This is a genomic window from Streptomyces daliensis, assembly GCF_054782395.1.
The window spans coordinates 262,111-277,355 of record NZ_BAAGSO010000106.1; the positions used below are offsets into that span (position 1 = coordinate 262,111).

The following is a 15,245-nucleotide window of genomic DNA, read 5'->3' on the forward strand; positions in this document are numbered from 1 at the left end:
ACCCGGCTTCCGCCCCACCGCCCGCCCCGTCGAGGTCGACGGACAGGGCATCACCCGCATCGAGATCGACCTGGCCGCGGGCTCCCGGGTCCAGGGCACGGTACGCGCCGGGGCCGACCGCAGGCCGCTGCCCGACGCACGGGTGACCCTGGTGGACGCGGCGGGCAACGTCGTGGCCACCTCCACCACCGGTGAGGACGGCGCATACGCCTTCACCGACCTGGACTCCGGCGACTACTCGGTCATCGCCTCCGGCTACCCGCCGGTCGCCAACGCGTTGAACGTCGACGGGTCCGGCGTGGACGGCTACGACATCGAGCTGCACCACCCCGACGAGTAGCCAGCCAGCACACTCGTGCCCACCCCCGGCCCGCCCCCGTGTCCGCCGGACACGGGGGCGGTGTCATCCCTCCCGCCGAGGGGCGAAGCCGGTGGCGGGATCGGTGGCGTATCGGCGCATCGTGCCGATGCTCGCCGTCGTCCGGGCCCACCACCGATACGGCGGGGTCCCTGTCCTGAACCGTGCTGTGCTGCGGTGCGTGCTGTTGAGGTGCGTCGGCCATGTTCCGATTGCACCGCCGGGGCGCCGTGACCGTCCAAGACCTGTTCCAGGGCGTCGATACCGTACGGGTATCGTCGCAGCATGGAGCTACGCGCGCTGCGCTACTTCGTCGCCGTCGCCGAGGAACTCCACTTCGGCAGGGCCGCCGTCAGGCTGCACATGAGTCAGCCGCCGCTGAGCCGGGCGATCAAGCGACTGGAGGCGGAGGTCGGCGCCGCGCTGTTCCACCGGACCTCAGCGGGCGTCGCGCTCACCCCGGCGGGGACGGTGCTGCTCGACGAGGCGCGCGGCCTGTTGGAGCGGGCCGAGCGGGCGCGCGTACGGGTGGCCGAGGCGGGCGGGGCCGGGGCCGGGACCGTCACCGTCGGCATCCTCGGGGACAGCGCCGACCCCGCCGCGACGAGGCTGGCCGCCGCCTACCGCCGCCGTCACCCGCGCGTCGAGGTCCGCATCCGCGAGGCCGGTCTGACCGATCCCACCTGCGGACTGCACGCCGGAACCGTCGATGTCGCCCTGACCCGCGGGCCGTTCGACACCACAGGGCTGACGGTGCGCGAGCCGCGCGCCGATCCGGTGGGCGCGCTGCTGCGCGCCGACGACCCGCTGGCCCGCCGCGACAGCCTGAGCCTGGCCGACCTCGCCGGGCGACGCTGGTTCCGCTTCCCGCGCGACACCGACCCGCTCTGGCAGGCGTACTGGAACGGGGGAGAAGCGCGCGAGGGCCCGGTGGTGCGCACCGTCCAGGAGTGCAGACAGGCCGTCGCCTGGAACGGCACCGTCGGCATGACGCTGCTGGGCCATGAGCCGGGGGACGGGCTCGTGGTGGTGCCGCTGGCCGGCATGCCGCCGAGCCGGGTGCGGGTGGCGTGGAACGAGGGCGACGACCGCCCGCTGGTCCGCTCGTTCGTCCGGATCGCGCTGGACGCGTACGGCGCGCGGAGCGGCTGAGCGGGTGGGGCTCGCGGGTGTGCCGGGGCCTTGCGGGGCAGGGTGGTGCGGTCGTTCCTGGTGGAGTGCGCGGGCGGTGCCCGACGGGGCGGTGATGATGCCGGAGTACGGGACTGTGCCGGGGCGTGCTGTCGGGGCGGGTGTGACTCCGCGCGCCCCGGCCGTGTGAGTGAGGGCACCGTTGTCGAGGCGCTGGCGGCCGGGGCAGGGTGGAGGCATGGTCCACGCGCCGGACGTGTCGCGCGGCGCGGCTGCTCCTGGACCGGTGCCGCAGCGCCACCCGGCCCGCCCGACCGGCCGTCCGGCGGGTGCCACGCACCCTGCGCCCCTCTGCACACCGTGTGCACCCGCGGCCCTCCCACGTCACCCTCCGCACAGGGAGATCACATGCGCCCCGTCACGCTCCGCTTCGCCCTTCCCTCAGTGCCCGAGGAGGGTTCTGCCGCGGCTCGTTGCCTCCTGGCGGTCAGCTCGGCCCTCGCGCGCGAGGGCGTCGCCGTCCGCTGGCATGCGGGGCCTCCCCGCGTCTCCCGCACTCACGATGCGCAGCCGTCCCCCTCGCCCCCGCGGCCATGCCGGTCCCCGCACGTCCAGCCACACCTCCAGGCGCATCCGCATCCGCGTCCGCGTCCGCCGCACCCTCGCGGGCCCCGGCACGGGCGTCGAGACGTCCGCGCCCACGGTGGCGCACCCGGCGAAGGACGCGATGACGCGCCGCTGGCCGAGGGCGCCCGTCTCCTCGGTTCCTCAGCGGCTCCCGGCCCTTCCCGCCCCCCGTTCTTCGACGCGCTGCGGGCCTTCGACGAGCAGCGCGCGCACTCGTGGCACTCACCGGCGCACAGCGGCGGCACCGCCTTTCGGAAGTCGGCTGTGGGAGCGGACTTCCTCGACTTCTACGGACACGCGGTGTTCCGTACGGATCTCTCGGTCTCCGTCGGCGCACTCGGCTCGCTGCTGGAGCACACGGGCGTCATCGGGGAGGCCGAGCGCAACGCGGCACGTGTCTTCGGCGCCGACCGCACGTACTTCGTGCTGAACGGCACCTCGACGGCCGACCGGATCGTCGGCCACTACAGCGCGCTGCCGGGTGATCGCGTCCTCGTGGACCGCAACTGCCACAAGGCCGTGCTGCACGCGCTGGTGCTCAGCGGTGCCCGGCCCACGTATCTGGTGCCCAGCAGGAACGGCTACGGCATCATCGGCCCCGTACCGCCCTCCCGTCTGCTCCCGCCCGACGGGCCGCTCGACGGGCCGTCGGGCGGGGACGTGGCACTGGCCGTCGTGACCAACTCGACCTACGACGGCCTGTGTTACGACGCCGTGCGCGTCGCGGACCTGCTGTCGAAGTCGGCGCCACGCGTGCATTTCGACGAAGCCTGGTTCGGCTACGCGCGCTTCCACCCCCTCTACGACGGGCGGTACGGCATGGCGGTGACCGGCCGTTCGCTGCCGGGCCCCGAGCGGCCCACGGTCTTCGCGACCCAGTCCACGCACAAGATGCTCGCCGCGCTCTCCCAGGGGGCCATGCTGCATGTGCGCTCGGCGCCCCGCGCGCCCGTAAGGACGCGGGCGCTGGACGAGACGTACATGATGCACGCCAGCACCTCGCCGTCGTACCCGATGCTCGCCTCGCTCGACGTGGCGACGGCCATGGTGGACCAGCCAGGCCCCAGCCCCGTCATCGAGGAAGCTCTCGCCGAGGCCATCGCCTTCCGGCAGGCCGTGGCGCACACCGCGAAAGCGGTACGGCACACCGCACCCAGCGGGGAAGAGAACTGGTTCTTCGGTGTGTGGCAGCCCGAGGACGTCACCGATCCGGACACGGGCGAGACCTTTCTCTTCGAGGAGGCGCCCGTGCGGCTCCTGCTCTCCGATCCGCGCTGCTGGTACCTGACGGCAGATCAGGACTGGCATGGCTTCCCCGGGCTTCCGGACGGCTACTGCATGCTGGACCCGCTCAAGGTCACGCTCACCTGTCCTGGTGTGGACGCGTGGGGCAACCGGGCCGAGTGTGGTGTCCCGGCGCGTGTCCTGAGCGCCTATCTGGAGACGCGGGGCATCGTCGTCGAGAAGACGGGTGGCCACACCGTCCTTGTGCTCTTCTCGCCGGGCTCGACGCGGGAGAAGTGGGTCGCCCTGCTCGAAGCGCTGGCGGACTTCAAGGCGCTGTACGACGGTGGCGCCCCGTTGGGCCAGGTGCTCCCCGGCATCGTCGCGGCCCACCCGCGACAGTACGACGGGCTGACGCTGCGCGGACTGTGCGACCGGATGCACGGCTTCCTGGACGCGTGCGACCACGCGGACCTGCTGGCCCAGGCGTTCATGGCACTGCCCGAGGCGGCACTGACCCCGGCCGAGACGTACCGGAAGCTGCTGCGGGACGGCGCCGAACCCGTACCGCTCGTGCGGGCGGCCGGGCGCGTCGCCGCCACGACGGTGGCGGTCACGCCGCCCGGCATCCCCGTCCTCATGCCCGGTGAACGGCTCGGCGGCGCTGAGGGTCCGCTTCTGCGCCATCTCACCGGACTCCAGGAGTTCGACAAGGAGTTCCCCGGCTTTCCGACGGAGATCCACGGGCTGCGCCGCGAGGCCGCGACGGGCGACTACGTGCTCGACTGTCTGCGACACCGCCGCGACGGCTCCTCAAGGGAGGAGGAGGCGACGGGGGAGGCGGAGGGGGAGGCGGAGGGGGAGGCGGCGGGGGAGGCGAGCGCTCCATATCCGGTCCAGACCTCTTGACGAGAGGTCTGGACCTTTCTACTGTGCGGCGCATCGCGGCACCCGCGTCTCCGGGTGCGCCTTCGGGTCTCCGGATCCACTCCTCGCCGTACGGGCGGGAAGGGAGCACAGCGTGTCGGGTCGGACTGCACGTCTTCTGGGGGCCGGGGTGGCGATGGCCTTCGCCGCGCAACTGCTGCTCGGTGCGGCGCCGAGCGCTTCGGGCGCTTCGGGCCCTTCCGGCCCTTCCGGCGCGTCGGACGCGTCAGACACAGCGAGCGCGCCGAGTGCCGAGACCTGCGCCCAGAAGCCGAAGCCCTCGGGCAAGGTGCTCCAGGGCTACTGGGAGAACTGGGACGGCGCGTCGAACGGGGTCCACCCACCCTTCGGCTGGACCCCCATCACCGACTCCCGCATCCGCGCGCACGGCTACAACGTCCTCAACGCGGCCTTCCCCGTGATCCGTTCGGACGGCACGGTGCTGTGGGAGGACGGCATGGACGCGACGGTCAAGGTCGCGACCCCGGCCGAGATGTGCCAGGCCAAGGCGGACGGCGCCACCATCCTGATGTCCATCGGCGGTGCGACGGCAGGTATCGACCTCAGCTCTGCCACCGTGGCCGACAGGTTCGTCGAGACCGTGGTGCCGATCCTGAAGAAGTACAACTTCGACGGCATCGACATCGACATCGAGACCGGCCTCGTCGGCAGCGGCAACATCAACACACTGTCGGCCTCGCAGTCCAACCTCATCCGCATCATCGACGGTGTGCTCGCCCGCATGCCCGCCGGATTCGGCCTGACGATGGCCCCCGAGACGGCCTATGTGACGGGCGGCAGCGTGGTCTACGGCTCCATCTGGGGCGCCTACCTGCCGATCATCAAGAAGTACGCGGACAACGGGCGCCTGTGGTGGCTCAACATGCAGTACTACAACGGCAGCATGTACGGCTGCTCCGGCGACTCCTACTCGGCCGGTACGGTGCAGGGCTTCACCGCGCAGACGGACTGCCTCAACAAGGGCCTGGTCGTGCAGGGCACCACCATCAAGGTCCCCTATGACAAACAGGTCCCGGGCCTCCCGGCACAGCCCGGCGCCGGTGGCGGCTACATGTCGCCGAGCCTCGTCGCACAGGCGTGGAACCACTACAACGGCGGCCTCAAGGGCCTGATGACCTGGTCGCTGAACTGGGACGGCTCCAAGAACTGGACGTTCGGCGACAACGTGAAGGCGCTCCAGCGCCGTTGACGCGCCACGGCGCGCAGACCTGGATGCGCGCTTTCCGGCAGGGATGACCAACCGTCGGGAGCCGCACTGGTGCACGGTGCGTGAGTCCTGGTGTCAGGTGGCGGTAGCTCGGGCCCAGGAGCCGTCCGCGTGCATCAGGCGGGCTTCCGGGGAACTCAGGCGCTGCGTGTGCCCCAGTGTTCAGCCCAGAGGCGGGAGGCCCGGGTGACGCCCTCGATGCCAGGAGTGCCGTCGGCGTACAGGTCGGCCCAGCGGGCTGCCTCGGCCTGACTGAGCACGGCGACAGCCCCGGGGGCGGCCGCGCGGAAGGCGGGTACCTTCCGTGCCCAGTGGGCGGCCTCGGCGGGAGTGTGGCCGCCGTCGGAGATGAGGCGGATGGCCCACAGGGCCGGGTCGATCCAAGAGGCGCCCTGGGCGGCCCACGACCAGTCGATCACGTGGGCGCGGCCGTCCTGGGAGATAAGGATGTTCGTGGCGGCGAGGTCGGTGTGCAGCAGGGAGTCGCCGTGCAGGAGAGGCGCGTCGGCCTCGGAGCAGTAGTAGCCCCAGCGCTCCCAGGCGCTCAGCAGCGGCAGGGACGGTGCGGGGATGCCGGAGATCGTGGTGAGCGCCTGGACGATGGGTTCGAGATCCGGGGAACCGGGGGCGAACTCGGCGTGCTCGCCTCCCTCGACGGCCTCGAAGCCGAGCAGTGTCCATCCGGCCACTGTCACGCGCCACAGCACGCGTGGGCAGCAGCCGGGCAGCTGCGCGTTGACCTCGTATTCCAGGTCAAGCCCATCGGCCTCGGCCTCGTCATGGTGGCCGTGGGGCATCCCCTTCACGAAGACGGTGCTGGTGCCGGTGGAGAGCACGGCGGCCACGGCCGAGGCACCGCCGCCCAGGGCGTCGACGGCGGTGTACGTGCCATCGCCCGGCAGATGCCGGGCGGCAGTCTCACGCACTGCGCAAGGCAGTTGAACCCAGGGGATGCGGCCGGGAGGCATGACGCTGGCTACTTGGGTGGCTTCGGCGGGAACGGAGGGTTCTTGTCCGGTGTGACCGGGCCGGGCGGGCGTCCGGGAGGCGTAGGGGTTTTCGGGCCGGGCGGAGGCTTCCTCTCGGCAGTTGCCATGCCCCGAGGATAGCGGTGCTGGACAGTTCCGGTCTGGATCAGTGCCTGATCCTTGTTGGCGATCGGGTGAGTGGCCACGGGGGCCTCCAGTACGAGGTCACTCGATGGTGGCGCTCCAGCCGCTGCGCTCCAGGCGCACGGTTCCGTCGGGGCGGATGCGGACGCGGGCGCCGCGCACCGGAAGGTCGCCGTCGATGGCGAGCCAGCTCCGGACGCGGTCCAGCTCGTCCCACAGCCGTCGGGGGCCGCCCTGGTGCACGGTGGGTGAGTCGTAGACTCCGGTGGCGGTGGCGCGGGCCCAGGAGCCGTCCGCGTGGAGCATGTAGACGGTGCGTTTTCCATCGGGGCCTTCTTCGCGACGGTGGTCGATGCCGGGTACGAGAATTTCGAGCGTGGAGCGCAGGTCCCAGGTGTCCGGCACATATGTCAGCGGATACCGGCTGGTGGTGATGCTCTCGCCCTCGGCGTGCTGCGCGGTCTCCCACACCTCGGCGTTCTCGGGGAAGGTGTCGACGTAGTCGTCGCCGTGCCGCGCGGTCATGAAGGACGCGGCGTCCGGGGCGACGCGTCCGACGGCTCCACCGTCCTCGGTCTTGTCCGCCACCACGATCAGCCCCGTCCCGGCGAGCGTGGTCACCAGCCTGCCGCCCGGCGCGAGCGCCGTGAGCCAGGAGACGGGTACGGGGCGTACGGACACGGTAGCGATGATGCGGTCATAGGCGCCCTCGGGCAGGTCACCGGTCAGATCGCGGACCTCGGTCCTGGGGTGGTAGCCGATCGACGCCAGCCGTTCCCGTGCAGCCTGGACGAGGTACGGGTCCACGTCCACGCTGGTGACCTGCTGATCGCCGAGGCGGGCGCAGGCCAGCGCCGTGCCGTAGCCGGTGCCGCAGGTGATCAAAACCCGCGTGTCGTCGGTGAGGAAGGCGTGCCGGTACATGGTCGTCATCAGCGACGGCAGGGTGGAGGAAGAGGCGGGCCGCAGGTCTCTGCCGCGGGTGAGCGTCCGGCCCTCTTGGGCGTGGTCGGCGTGATGCGGCCCGACGCGGGTGACCAGGGTGGTATCGGCGTACACCGACCGCAGCCACGCGTCGGTGCCGTCGGTGTTGTCGGCGTCGTGGGGGCCATTGCGCAGCTGCCACACGTGGGTGTCGCCGCTGGTGGTCCTTTCCCACCACCGGGGGACGAACAGATGTCGCGGGGTGGCGGCCAGCGGCCGGTACCAGCGCGACTCGGCCCTGACCACCACCTCGTCGGCCAGGCGGGCGGCGTGTGTTTTCCAGTCCACGTGGTTCCCTTTCAACTGGCGGGAGGGCAGGTGGTGTTCTTGTCCGGCGCGCACGAGTCGCTGTGGGAGGGGTTGCAGTCCGGAGGACACGGTGCCGCACCGGCCCGGTGCGGGATGCTCGCGGCCATATCCGCCCACCGGTCACTGGCCAGTACCGACGCCAAGCTGACGCCTCCCTTGACGCTGCCCGCGGTCAGGAACCGCCCGATCTCGCACGGCGCGACCCGCCCGTCGGGGAGGATCGCGGCCTTCCCGTCCCCGCACCGCCCGCACAACGATGCTGCGGAGGGCACCTCGGCGCCCGCGGCGTTGCCGACGGCACGGACCCGGTCGACGTGCACCTCGACGCCGAGGGCCCGCATCTCGGCGCGGGCCCGCCGCGCGCGTTGGCCGCCGCCCATGTCGACGATGCCCACCGTCACCTCCACGCCACGGCGTACGGCCTCGATGATGTTGCCGCGCGTCGCCGCGTGGGAGCCGCGGCGGCGGGTGATCCCGTCATGCTCGTCGGCGTCGTCGCTGTAGTACGACGTCGCCAGGCTCACTTGCGGGTGGGTGAAGAGCCGCCAGTGCTCGTCCCGCAGCCGGTACAAGTTGGAGTAGACGCGCACGCGGAGGCCGACCCTCAGCGCGTGCTCGACGAGTCCGGTGAAGTCCGGGTGCAGGGTGGGTTCCCCACCAATCAACTGCACCTTCCGCACGCCCAGTTCTGCTGCCTCGTCGATGATCCGGTGCCAGTCGTCGGCGGTCATGCTGCCGTGGCCGCGTGTCGGTCCGGCCTGGGCGTAGCAGTGGGAGGGGCAGGTGAGCTGGCACCGGGCGGTGATCTCCAGGGACAGGAACCGCAGTGTGGTGGGGGCCTCCGTAGTGGTCATCATCGGAAGGTGTCCTGTCCTTCGTGGGTGATCGGGTGAGTGGTCATGCTCGGACCTCCAGTCCGGGGTGCCTGGGTGGCGACCTGCGCACGGCAGGGGGCAGTATCGGGGGCATGCGCGTACTCGTTCTTGGCGGAAGCTGGTTCCTGGGCCGGGCTGTTGCTGGCGAGGCAGTCAGCCGCGGCTGGCACACCACGACGTTCAGCAGAGGGAAGTCGGGGGAGGACGTCCCTGGGGCGCACGTGGTCCGCGGGGACCGTACGGACCAGGTCGACCTGGCGCGACTGGCCACGCACGGCCCGTGGGACGCCGTGCTGGACACCTCGTCCGCCGACTTCCCGCCGAAGACGGTGCTGGCCAGTGCGCGGGCGCTGCACGGCACGGCCGCCCGGTACGTCTACGTCTCCACGGTCAACGCCTACCGCGGGTGGCCCGACGAGCCATTGACCGAGGAGTCCGAGCTGCTCGACGCGCCGCCGACCGCCGATGAGGACTTCGGGCGGCTGCCCGAGGGCTGGGACGGTCCTGACTGGTACTACGGGCGGCAGAAAGCGGGAGCCGAGCGCGCGGTGCTGTCCACCTTCGGTGCCGAGCACAGCGTCATCCTGCGGCCCGGCGTCATCCTCGGCCCCCGCGAGTACATCGGGCGTCTGCCCTGGTGGCTGCTCCGCGCTTCGCGCGGCGGCCGGGTACTCGCCCCGGGGAGCCCGGAGGCGAGCATCCAGCCCGTCGACGTACGCGACGTCGCCGACTTCGCCCTCGACCAAGCCGCCGCCACGGCAGGAGGCGCGTACAACGTCACAGCCCCGATCGGGCGCGAGACGATGGGCGGCCTCCTCAACGCCTGCATGGAGGTGACCGACAGCACCGGCCGACTGGTGTGGGCGCCTCATGAACTGCTCACCGAGCACGACGTGCAGCAGTGGACGGAACTCCCGCTGTGGCGCACCCACGCGGGAGTGTGGGCGGTCGCGTCCACGGCCGCGCAGCGGGCCGGACTGGTGTGCCGGCCACTGGCCGAGACGGTCGCCGCGACCTGGTCCTGGATGCGGCAGGGAGGAACACCGGTCGATCACCCCCGATGGGCGGAGCAGGGAATCAGCGAGGAGAAGGAAGCGAAGATCCTGGCGGCGCTGGGCTGGTAATCACTCCTCAATTGCCAGTGGCGCCGATGTGCCGAGCGGGGCACGGGCACCGGCTGGAGGCCAGCCCTAGCCACGCACCCCGGCCCAGCGCGCCAACGCCGCCAGTTCCGGTTTCGAGCGTCGGTGCAGGGAGACGAGGACGCGCAGTACCTCGCGGGCCATGGGGTGGATCCGCGCCATCTGCGGGGCGGTCTCGCGGGCGCGCATGAGCGCCGTCAACGCTCCGTCGCGGTCCCCCTTGAGCAGGTAGGCGCGGGCGGCGTCGATGTGCAGGTGACACGTCCTCGTCGGGCGTAGCCCGCGCAGTGGGTTCCCCTCCAGTTCGGTGCTCATCGAAACGGCTCGGTCTGGGTCGTCCAGCTCTACCCATGCGGCGAGTTCGTGAAGCGCCGTGTTGCCCGTGCCGAACGTCAGATTGTGGGTCAGGAGGTCTCCCTCCGGTAGCTGGTCAGCCAGCTGGTAGGCACGCTCCATGTGTGCCTGCGCCTCGTTCTTGTCCCGTGCGCGGGAAGCCAGGGTGATGCCGCGCAGGTGCAGGCTTCCGGCGGCGACGATCGACTCCGTGCTGTCGTTGGGCAGTTGCCTGAGGTGGGTGATGGCTCGCTGAACGACGTCCAGACCGCCGTCGTAGTCACCTGCGGACTGGAAGGTGCCTGCTTCTGTCCACGCCGCTGCCGCCTCGGCTATGGGGGTCCCTGTACGGGTGGCGGCCCACTGCTGACGGGCGACGATGAGTTCGGCCAGGTCGGGATAGCCGAGTCGGTGGGCGATCGTGTAAGCACAGGAGTACACGTCCACGAGGACGAGCCAGGCAGCGGGATCGTCGGCCTGATGGGCATGGACGGTTGCCTGCCGCACCAGAGTGGGCAGCATCTGCGCGAGTTCGTTGTAGGCCGTGTCAGCGCGCAGCGCGGCAGCCCGGTTGACGTCCGCCAGGAGCTGTCGCGGATCGGGTGCGTCTCCGGCAGGGTGCGCGTAGCGCCGCGTTGCCGAGCGCAGATCGATGATGTGCTGCGGGTCGGCGTTGCTCTCCGGATACGGCTGCCCGTACAGATCCTGAGTGGTGACGCCAAGGGCCTGGGCGATGTTCGTGGCGACAGCGGGCGTACAGGCACGATCGCCCACTTCGATCTTCGACAGCAGGGACTTGGAGATCTTCGCCCGGTGCGCGAGAGCGTCCTGGGTGAGTTCGCTGGTCTTGCGCAGTTCGGAGATGTTCTCGCCAACCGCGTTCGGTGGAGTGGCAGCGTGCATACCGGCCAGTGTTCCCCACAGGGCGGCGAGATGCCGTTGCTGCGGTCGAGGCGGCTCCGCAGGTGTGCAAGAGCTGTGCAACTTCAGCCCCGGCTTCCGTAGTTATCTGGTTACACAACGTTGAAGTCGACGCGACAGGAGACCTTCATGCGCGACGAACGGCCTTGGATCCTGCGGGGCAAGGAAGACGACAGCAACAAGGGCAACGATCACGGCGGCGGAGGGCAGGGGGAAGGAGACGACTCCGACCACTCCGACAGCCAGCCCTCAGCAATCTCGCACGGAGCACCCCAGTGACCGCGAACGCACACACGACGGCCAGCCCCGAGGGGCTGGCCGCCCAGCTCACCGCGACCGGTGCCCTCGACAAGCGGTGGCGTCCCGCGTTCGAGGCCGTCCCGCGACACTGGTTCGTGCCGGATGTGATCTGGCCCGGCAAGTTCCAGGGCACCGGGCAGGCTTCGGCCATCGACCGCCGGAGCCACCCTGACGCATGGTGGGACGCTGTCTACAGCGACCGCGCGCTGACCACGCAGTGGGACGACGGCGAGCACACCGGCCCCGAACCCGGCAAGGTGCCCAGTTGCTCGTCCAGCATGCCGACCATGGTTGCCGGCATGCTTGATGACCTCGATCTCCAGCCGGGCATGCGCGTGCTGGAAATCGGCACCGGGGAGGGATGGAACACCGCGTTGCTGTGTCACCGCACCGGCGAGGCCAACGTCACGACGGTGGAAACGGACCCGGCGCTCGCCGACCGGGCACGCACACGACTGCGTGAGCGCGGCTTGACCCCCATCTGCCTCACAGGCGACGGCAGCCTCGGCCACCCCGAACGTGCTCCGTTCGACCGCATCATCGCCACCTGTTCTCTGGCCCGCATCCCCACGCAGTGGCTCGGGCAGGCTCGGCCCGACTCGGTGATCGTGGCCCCGTGGGCACCGGACTACGGCTCCGAGGCCATCGTCCGACTGTCTGTCACGGACAGTGGCAACGCGCACGGACGGTTCACCCGGTCCTCCGCGTTCATGCGCCTGCGCCAGCAACGCCGACGGTCCCGCCCCCTCCGCGAATACCTCGGGGGGCGGGACTGGCCAGCCGATGCCACACAAGGCACTACCAGCTTGTCACCGGACGAGATCGGTCCGTGGGAGCGGATGTTCGCCCTCGGTGTGCAGTTGCCTGGCGTATTCGTCTGGCCCGAGACGCACAACGAAGGCACCTACCGCCTATGGCTGCGGGACAAGGAGGTCACCTCCTGGGCCAGCGCTGATTTTGCTCCAGGCCGTGACGAGTTCGACATCGCGCAGTCCGGTCCGCGCCGATTGTGGGACGAGGTCGAGGCCGCATATCGGTGGTGGATCCAGCAGGGCCGCCCCGGCATCGAATGCTTCGGGCTGACCGTCGTCGGCGAACATCGCGTATGGCTCGGAGACCCCTCCCAGCCCGTACCCCAGTGGTGTTCCACCTCGGACGACTGGACCGCACCCTGTGATGACGACGCTTGAGCCCTTGCGGATCTGCCATGACGCCTCCCAACTGGACGAGCATCGCTTTGCCGCCCCTCGTGGAACCTCCCAACAGCTTCACGGGCCATCTCGATGACACAGGCCACTCGGTGGCTTCTCGCGTCGAATCCCGGCACATGGACATCGGCACCCCCGGCCCGGGCGATGACGAAGTCCTGGCCCGGGTCCGGGCGTACGTCAACGATGCCGCGGCCCAGTGGGGGCTCTGTTCGCTGGCCGACGATCTCGCTCTGATGGCGGACGAGCTGGTCGGCAACGCGCTCGAGCACGGGGAAGCGCCCGTGACGCTGGACCTGCGCCGTGGTCCTTGCGACGTGTGCCTGGTGGTCACGGATGCCGGGCCCGGGCGCCCCGTTCTGCGCGAGTCGACGTGGGAGGACACCAACGGCCGTGGCATCGCCCTCGTCTCCGCTCTGGCCGAGCAGTGGGGGTGGTGGCGCCGGGGGAAACGCAAGGCGGTCTGGTGCTCGTGCTCGTGTCCTTCCCGTACGCCGGTCACCGTCAACTGCTCGTCGCTGTCGCAGAGACAGAGGTGATGAGCGCCGCTCTGCACCTACGCCATCACCACCACCCGCTACTGACCTGGAGCAGCCCTGTGCCCCGTGACCACACCGTTCTCATCCCCGCCGACCCCGAGGATGTCTTCTACGACCCTCACGGCTGGGCCACCACCGCCGGTTTCCCCGTCGCCGTACTCGACGGCCACGCACCCCACTTCGTCATGCGCCGCATCCAGGACCGCGCCGTGCGCCTCATGTACGAACTCCCGCACGGCACCGCGTTCCTCACCAGCTACCCGCGCCCCCTGCCCTCCGGACAGGTCATCGAGATCATGGAAGGCAACCTGGCCACGCTGCTGACCGCACACGCCTGCCACCCCCTGCGCCTGCGCGAGAAGGGCGAACGCATCACCGTCGACGGGGAGACCCGCGACTGCGTGTCCACCCTGCTCGCGCCCCGACACTGGTGGCACGCCCGCCACACCCGTATCGGCAAGGCCCTGCACCACGAGGGCCGCACCGTCATCCTCACCGCACCGCTCGTCGGCGGACGCGCACTCCAACTGGTCACGGTGCGGCCGAGCTGACCCCCGTACGCCCGTCCCCCCGGGGAACCGTCGGCAGCGGTCCGGGGGACGGGCCCCGGCGCGGCCCGATCCGTCACGGCTCGCCCGCCGCCGCCTCCGCATCGGTCGCGGTGCGCTGGATGCGGGAGAGGACCTTGGAGGGGCTGCCGTCGTCGGCGACGGCCTCACCGGCCGTCAGCTTCAGCTCCCGTACGGTCGGACCCCAGGACGCCTTGCCGACGGGGTAGAAGACGGCCGTGTCCAGTTGGTCGAGGAAGGGCCAGACGTCCTTGTGCGCCGCCTCGTCGCGCATCGTCTCGGACGCGGGGACGGTCACCGGCAGCAGGTCGTAGCCGGAGGCGAAGGAGAGGACGTTCTTCTCGCCGTAGACGAAGTCGAGGAAGCCGCGGACCTCTTCGCGGTGTGCCCGCTGTTTGAACGCCACCAGCCAGTCGGCCACACCCGTCGTGGCCTCCGTCGGCCCGTCCTTGCCCGGCAGGGGAGCGATGCCGGACTCGATGCCGTTCTCCAGGGCCAGTTCCATCAGCGTGGGGTGCCCGTTGAGCATGCCGACCTCGCCGCGGGTGAAGGCGTCGTAGGCGTCCTTGCGGTCGGTGCCCGCCGGGTCCGGGTTGGTGAGGCCTTTGCCCACCAGTTCGTCCCGCAGCCAGGTGAAGGTGGCGGTGTTCTTGGGGGAGTCGAGGGTGTAGCCGCCCGCGTCGTCCGTGTAGCCACCGCCGCCGCTGAGCATCCAGTTGAGGGTCTCGGCCTCGGCGTCCTCGGTGCCCAGCGGCAGCGCGTACGGCACCTTCACGCCCGCGTCCTTCAACTTCGCTGCGTCCTCGCGCAGTTCGGCCCACGTCTTGGGCGGCTTCTTGATGCCCGCCTTCTCGAAGAGCTTCTTGTTGTAGAACAGCGCCCTGGTGTTCGCCGCGAACGGCAGCCCGTACTGCACCCTGCCCACCGTGCCCGCCTGTGCCATGGACGGGACGAACGCGGCCTGGGTCGGCGTGGAGAGTACCTCGTCGGCGCTGTAGAGCTTCTCGCCGCGCGCGTACCCGGCGAAGGAGCCGCCGATCTGCGCCACGTCGGGCGCGTTGCCGGACCTGACGAGGGAGGCGACCTTCTCGTCGACCTCGTCCCAGGCGTAGACGTCCACGTCGACGGTGACACCGGGGTGCTTCAGCGAGTAGCGGCTCGCGAGCTGGTCCCAGTACCGCTTGGAGCTGTTGCCGAAGCGGTCGCCGTGCTCGGCGGCCACCAGTTTCAGGGTGACCTCCTTCTTGAGGGGGCCGGTGCCGCATGCCGACAGCGCCGCCGTCAGGACGACCACCAGTCCGGTCACGGCACACCCCAGGCGCCGGCCCCGGCGTCGGCTCGTACGCCGATCCGTATGCAGGTCGTCGCTCCGACGCGTGTGCCCATCCCTGTACCGCCGCCGCCGCACGCTCGTACCGCCTCCGCTCCGCGGCGGGCCGACGCACCAAAGCGCCCGGT

14 protein-coding genes are annotated in these 15,245 nt (G+C 70.7%); 9 read left to right on the forward strand and 5 right to left on the reverse strand.

All coding sequences use genetic code 11. The features are described from left to right. The 4 genes from ACYVOO_RS28845 to ACYVOO_RS28860 all read left to right on the forward strand — a co-directional run. On the forward strand, window positions 1-340 hold a 340-nt coding region (locus ACYVOO_RS28845), incomplete at its 5' end, for a carboxypeptidase-like regulatory domain-containing protein (RefSeq protein ID WP_461018636.1). 303 nt (window positions 341-643) lie between these two features. Next, the gene (locus ACYVOO_RS28850; RefSeq protein WP_461018637.1) at window positions 644-1,510 is read left to right on the forward strand and encodes a LysR family transcriptional regulator; all 867 of its coding nucleotides are present in this window, start codon (window positions 644-646) and stop codon (window positions 1,508-1,510) included. Between the two features lie 387 nt (window positions 1,511-1,897). Beyond that, window positions 1,898-4,249, forward strand: a complete 2,352-nt coding sequence (locus ACYVOO_RS28855; RefSeq protein WP_461018638.1) for an Orn/Lys/Arg family decarboxylase — start codon at window positions 1,898-1,900, stop codon at window positions 4,247-4,249. A gap of 154 nt (window positions 4,250-4,403) precedes the next feature. Beyond that, entirely contained in the window at window positions 4,404-5,477 is a 1,074-nt protein-coding gene (locus ACYVOO_RS28860) for a chitinase (protein WP_461018785.1), read from the forward strand. Window positions 5,478-5,632: 155 nt separating this feature from the next. On the opposite strand, the gene ACYVOO_RS28865 is transcribed toward ACYVOO_RS28860, so the two are convergent. From ACYVOO_RS28865 to ACYVOO_RS28875, 3 genes are all read right to left on the reverse strand, one after another. Next, on the reverse strand, window positions 5,633-6,421 hold the full coding sequence (locus ACYVOO_RS28865; protein WP_461018639.1) for a phosphotransferase family protein: 789 nt from the start codon (window positions 6,419-6,421) through the stop codon (window positions 5,633-5,635). 267 nt (window positions 6,422-6,688) lie between these two features. Beyond that, window positions 6,689-7,879, reverse strand: coding sequence for a methyltransferase domain-containing protein (locus ACYVOO_RS28870; protein WP_461018640.1), 1,191 nt, complete (start codon window positions 7,877-7,879; stop codon window positions 6,689-6,691). Between the two features lie 11 nt (window positions 7,880-7,890). Next, window positions 7,891-8,757, reverse strand: coding sequence for a radical SAM protein (locus ACYVOO_RS28875; RefSeq protein WP_461018641.1), 867 nt, complete (start codon window positions 8,755-8,757; stop codon window positions 7,891-7,893). Window positions 8,758-8,867: 110 nt separating this feature from the next. Here ACYVOO_RS28875 and ACYVOO_RS28880 point away from each other — a divergent pair, with 110 nt between their 5' ends. Further along, complete coding sequence (locus ACYVOO_RS28880) at window positions 8,868-9,899, forward strand: NAD-dependent epimerase/dehydratase family protein (protein ID WP_461018642.1); 1,032 nt, start codon at window positions 8,868-8,870, stop codon at window positions 9,897-9,899. Between the two features lie 66 nt (window positions 9,900-9,965). On the opposite strand, the gene ACYVOO_RS28885 is transcribed toward ACYVOO_RS28880, so the two are convergent. Continuing rightward, a complete protein-coding gene (locus ACYVOO_RS28885; RefSeq protein WP_461018643.1) occupies window positions 9,966-11,153 on the reverse strand; it encodes a helix-turn-helix domain-containing protein in 1,188 nt (395 codons plus the stop codon). A 120-nt stretch (window positions 11,154-11,273) separates the two neighbouring features. On the opposite strand from ACYVOO_RS28885, the gene ACYVOO_RS28890 reads away from it, so the two are divergent. The 4 genes from ACYVOO_RS28890 (at window position 11,274) to ACYVOO_RS28905 (ending at window position 13,769) form a co-directional block, all read left to right on the forward strand. Then, window positions 11,274-11,450, forward strand: coding sequence for a hypothetical protein (locus ACYVOO_RS28890; RefSeq protein ID WP_461018644.1), 177 nt, complete (start codon window positions 11,274-11,276; stop codon window positions 11,448-11,450). After that, a complete protein-coding gene (locus tag ACYVOO_RS28895; protein WP_461018645.1) occupies window positions 11,447-12,661 on the forward strand; it encodes a methyltransferase domain-containing protein in 1,215 nt (404 codons plus the stop codon). Before ACYVOO_RS28890 ends, ACYVOO_RS28895 begins: the two co-directional genes overlap by 4 nt. 137 nt (window positions 12,662-12,798) lie before the next feature. Next, window positions 12,799-13,218 carry an ATP-binding protein gene (locus ACYVOO_RS28900; RefSeq protein WP_461018646.1) on the forward strand — a complete coding sequence of 140 codons (420 nt, stop codon included), beginning with the start codon at window positions 12,799-12,801 and terminating at the stop codon, window positions 13,216-13,218. Window positions 13,219-13,277: 59 nt separating this feature from the next. Then, the gene (locus tag ACYVOO_RS28905; protein ID WP_461018647.1) at window positions 13,278-13,769 is read left to right on the forward strand and encodes a hypothetical protein; all 492 of its coding nucleotides are present in this window, start codon (window positions 13,278-13,280) and stop codon (window positions 13,767-13,769) included. A 73-nt stretch (window positions 13,770-13,842) separates the two neighbouring features. Here the strand turns inward: ACYVOO_RS28905 and ACYVOO_RS28910 are convergent, their stop codons facing one another. Further along, window positions 13,843-15,093: an extracellular solute-binding protein gene (locus tag ACYVOO_RS28910; RefSeq protein ID WP_461018648.1), complete on the reverse strand. Its 1,251-nt coding sequence runs from the start codon at window positions 15,091-15,093 to the stop codon at window positions 13,843-13,845. Window positions 15,094-15,245: the final 152 nt, after the last annotated feature.

What these genes read in the sequence shown, in the direction of transcription:
- ACYVOO_RS28850 (WP_461018637.1), top strand. Translation starts at nt 644, where the DNA reads ATGGAGCTACGCGCGCTGCGCTACTTCGTCGCCGTCGCCGAGGAACTC.
- ACYVOO_RS28855 (WP_461018638.1), top strand. Translation starts at nt 1,898, where the DNA reads ATGCGCCCCGTCACGCTCCGCTTCGCCCTTCCCTCAGTGCCCGAGGAG.
- ACYVOO_RS28860 (WP_461018785.1), top strand. Translation starts at nt 4,404, where the DNA reads ATGGCCTTCGCCGCGCAACTGCTGCTCGGTGCGGCGCCGAGCGCTTCG.
- ACYVOO_RS28875 (WP_461018641.1), bottom strand. Translation starts at nt 8,757, where the DNA reads ATGATGACCACTACGGAGGCCCCCACCACACTGCGGTTCCTGTCCCTG.
- ACYVOO_RS28880 (WP_461018642.1), top strand. Translation starts at nt 8,868, where the DNA reads ATGCGCGTACTCGTTCTTGGCGGAAGCTGGTTCCTGGGCCGGGCTGTT.
- ACYVOO_RS28885 (WP_461018643.1), bottom strand. Translation starts at nt 11,153, where the DNA reads ATGCACGCTGCCACTCCACCGAACGCGGTTGGCGAGAACATCTCCGAA.
- ACYVOO_RS28900 (WP_461018646.1), top strand. Translation starts at nt 12,799, where the DNA reads ATGGACATCGGCACCCCCGGCCCGGGCGATGACGAAGTCCTGGCCCGG.